At 55.5% G+C, this 3280-nt stretch carries 5 protein-coding genes and 1 pseudogene; all 6 read left to right on the top strand.

The window, feature by feature from the left end; translation table 11 throughout:
* The first annotated feature begins 48 nt into the window (after window positions 1-48).
* Window positions 49-843 (top strand): tRNA (guanosine(37)-N1)-methyltransferase TrmD, encoded by a 795-nt coding sequence (gene trmD, locus ACOSYY_RS12295; RefSeq protein WP_421662715.1) that lies wholly within the window; start codon window positions 49-51, stop codon window positions 841-843.
* Window positions 840-1244 carry a 50S ribosomal protein L19 gene (gene rplS / locus ACOSYY_RS12290; RefSeq protein ID WP_421662713.1) on the top strand — a complete coding sequence of 135 codons (405 nt, stop codon included), beginning with the start codon at window positions 840-842 and terminating at the stop codon, window positions 1242-1244. The genes trmD and rplS overlap by 4 nt, the downstream gene beginning before the upstream one ends.
* A gap of 60 nt (window positions 1245-1304) precedes the next feature.
* Window positions 1305-1970: a ribonuclease HII gene (rnhB, locus tag ACOSYY_RS12285; protein WP_421662711.1), complete on the top strand. Its 666-nt coding sequence runs from the start codon at window positions 1305-1307 to the stop codon at window positions 1968-1970.
* Window positions 1971-1974: 4 nt separating this feature from the next.
* Window positions 1975-2364: a YraN family protein gene (locus ACOSYY_RS12280; protein ID WP_421662710.1), complete on the top strand. Its 390-nt coding sequence runs from the start codon at window positions 1975-1977 to the stop codon at window positions 2362-2364.
* A gap of 21 nt (window positions 2365-2385) precedes the next feature.
* Window positions 2386-3075 carry a cell division ATP-binding protein FtsE gene (gene ftsE, locus ACOSYY_RS12275; RefSeq protein WP_421662708.1) on the top strand — a complete coding sequence of 230 codons (690 nt, stop codon included), beginning with the start codon at window positions 2386-2388 and terminating at the stop codon, window positions 3073-3075.
* Window positions 3072-3280 (top strand): annotated as a pseudogene (locus ACOSYY_RS12270) (permease-like cell division protein FtsX); the annotation flags it as partial. The gene ftsE and the pseudogene ACOSYY_RS12270, both read left to right, overlap by 4 nt.

Raw genomic sequence — 3280 nt, 5'->3', positions numbered from 1 at the left:
CAGCTCGAAAAATGACTGTCAGGTTGATCGATGGATTGATTGATTAGCATGTTGCGGTTCGATGTGCTGACACTGTTCCCCGATATGGTCGCTCCGGTCTTGGCTCACAGCATGCTCAAACGAGGCCAAGAAAAGGGGCTCCTCACCGTGAAGGGGCACAATTTGCGAGACTTCACGGCGGATCGTCACAAAGTGGTCGATGATATGCCGTATGGAGGTGGAGCCGGCATGGTTATGAAGGCTGAGCCAATCCTTCTTGCGGTAGCTGCGATTCGACACGAAGCGCAAGCGAGCGGTGAAGACATCCGCATGATGTTTCCCACTCCTCATGGACGTCCGTTTACGCAAGACCATGCGCGGCAGTTGGCAGATGAGCGTCGGCGAATCGTCATTCTATGCGGGCATTATGAGGGAGTGGATGAGCGTGTCCGCATGGCGTTGGCTCCGGAGGAAGTCTCCCTCGGAGATTATGTGCTCACCGGAGGCGAATTGCCGGCGCTCGTATTGATCGATGCGGCGGCCAGACTCGTTCCCGGTGTCTTGGGTGACCCAGTTTCTGCCTTGGAAGAGTCGTTTGTTGACGCGTTGCTGGAGTATCCGCAGTATACGAGGCCGGCGGAGATTGGAGGAATCGGTGTGCCCGATGTCTTGCTCTCCGGCCATCATGAGGCCATTCGGTTGTGGCGTCGAAAGCAGGCATTGCGCAGCACGTATGTGCGACGTCCCGATCTTCTGAAAGGTCGGATATTCACGAAGGAAGATCAACAGTTGTTGGATGAATTGATGAGCGAAGGCCTTTTGACGGCCCCGACATCAACGCCGGGAGGAGGGTTAAGTCCATGAATCAGTTGGAGCGAATTCAGCGGTCGTTGACGAAGAAATCAGCGCCAAGATTTGAAATCGGGGATACCGTCAGGGTCCACGTCAAAGTCGTCGAAGGCGAGAAAGAACGTATTCAGGTCTATGAAGGAACCGTGATCGCGCGCAAAGGAAGCTTGAATACCGAAACGTTTACGGTCCGAAAACTTTCGTACGGGGTCGGGGTCGAACGGATTTTCCCGGTACATTCCCCCATCGTCTCCAAGGTTGATGTGGTTCGGCAGGGGCGCGTTCGACGCGCGAAGCTGTACTATCTGCGCGGCAAAAAGGGTAGATTCGCGAAGGTCGAAGAGCGCGAATTTATCGGAGAGAGCAAGTCATCGGCACAACCGGCGGCTTCAGAGGAGAAGGCTGTGACGGCCTAGATAGACTGCTTCCACGGATGTGTTCCCCCACGGCAATGCGATTGCGCGATCGGTGAAGGAATGCTCGATGGGCCGACCGAAGAGTTCGAGCGGGCAGCCCGACTGTGTGGGTATCGTCGTATTGCCGGTATCGATGAAGCTGGGCGTGGTCCATTAGCCGGTCCGGTCGTTGCCGCCGCTGTCGTTTTACCGACTCGATGTCGACTCTCCGGAGTCGATGATTCCAAGCAGCTCTCGGAAGGAGAGCGAGACCGATTGTATGCCACGATTTTTGAGCAAGCCGCGGGAGTGGGAGTCGGATCGGCGGACGTCGGTGAGATCGATCGGCTCAATATTCTCGAAGCGACCCGGCTAGCGATGCGTCGAGCCATCGATCAGTTGGCTCCGTCCCCTGATTATCTACTCATTGATGCCGTTACCCTTCCTGGAATCAAAATTTTTGTACGGCCTATCATCAAAGGGGACTCCCTTTCCCTGTCGATTGCGGCTGCTTCTATCATCGCCAAGGTTACGAGGGATCGTCTCATGGCGATGTACCATGACATGTTCCCCCAATATGATTTCCTCTCGCATAAGGGATATTGTACGACACGGCATCTGCAACAATTGGCGCGCCATGGTCCATGCTCCATACATCGGCGAACGTTCATGCCGGTGCAAGAGGCGGTCATCGCCGAAAAGAAGGAGTCGGTCCGGCAGATGAGCGCGACACTGTTCGAGCAATAGGCGCATGGCCACTCCCGATCCGCGCCATCGGTTCGGACAAGCCAGCGAAATGCAGGCCGAACAGTTCTTGTTGGCCAAAGGCTATCGAATTCTCGATCGCAATGTACGGACACCTCTCGGAGAATTGGATCTCGTGGCGGAAGACCAAGGTGTTGTGGTCTTTGTCGAGGTCAAGGGCAGGACCACTGAAGCCTTCGGCGGTGCTCTGCTGGCGGTGGATCATCGCAAGCGGGCGAAGCTGACGAAATTGGCCGCGCAGTATTTAGCCCGACGGCATTGGTCCGATAAGGCCTGCCGATTCGATGTGATGTTGGTTCAGGGGAGACCTTCCGGCCAGGGACGGATCGAACATCTCGAAAACGCGTTTGACGCCAGCGAACACGGAGGATTCTAGTCCATCTCCAAAGGGGTTTCCGTGGATGCCATCATTCAACTCATCCATGTGTCCAAATGGCATGGTCAGAGAGCCGCGCTATCCGATGTCACGCTTGAGATCGAAAAAGGGGAGTTTGTCCTTCTCATGGGAGCGAGCGGGGCCGGAAAGTCTACCCTGCTGCGCCTGCTGATCGGTGAGGAACAGCCTGACGAAGGACAGATTTTCGTTCATGGCAGGAATGTGACCAAGCTCAGACCGACCGAAGTTCCGTATCTTCGGCGGAAGGTCGGCGCGGTGTTTCAAGACTTTCGTCTCTTGCAGAAGAAATCCGTCTTCGACAATGTCGCGCTCCCGTTGATCGTTCAAGGTGCATCCGAAAAGGATATTCGTCGTAAAGTCACGGAAGCGTTGCGCGCGGTCGATGTCGATCACAAAAAAGATCAGTCGCCGAACAGTCTTTCCACGGGAGAGCAGCAGCGGGTGTGCATTGCGCGGGCGATCGTCAATGGACCGGTGGTGCTCCTGGCCGACGAACCGACGGGCAATCTTGATCTGGAACGCACGAGGGAGATCATTGAGTTGTTCAAATTGATCAATGCCCGAGGGACGACCGTGATTGTCGCGACGCACGATCCCCATGTCCTGAATCAAGCGAATCGTCGAGTAATGACCCTGGTGGAAGGCGTACTGCTGTCGGAGCGGCGGATCGGGCAAGGAATCGGAGTATGAGACGGCTGTTTTATCTCGTTCGCGAAGCGTGGGCGAACATGCGGACCAATCGCACGACGACGATTGTGGCCGTTCTGACCACGGCGTTTACCTTGTCCTGTGTCGGCATCTTTCTGTTGCTCTATGTGAATCTCCGGAATGCAGCCGGGTCGCTTCAGGAAGATGTCAAAGTCATGGTCTACTTGGAAGATCGACTTCCAAGAGA

This window comes from Nitrospira sp. BLG_2, from assembly GCF_049222245.1.
The sequence above is the reverse complement of the archived record's forward strand: the minus strand, read 5'-3'. Positions and strand labels throughout refer to the sequence as shown.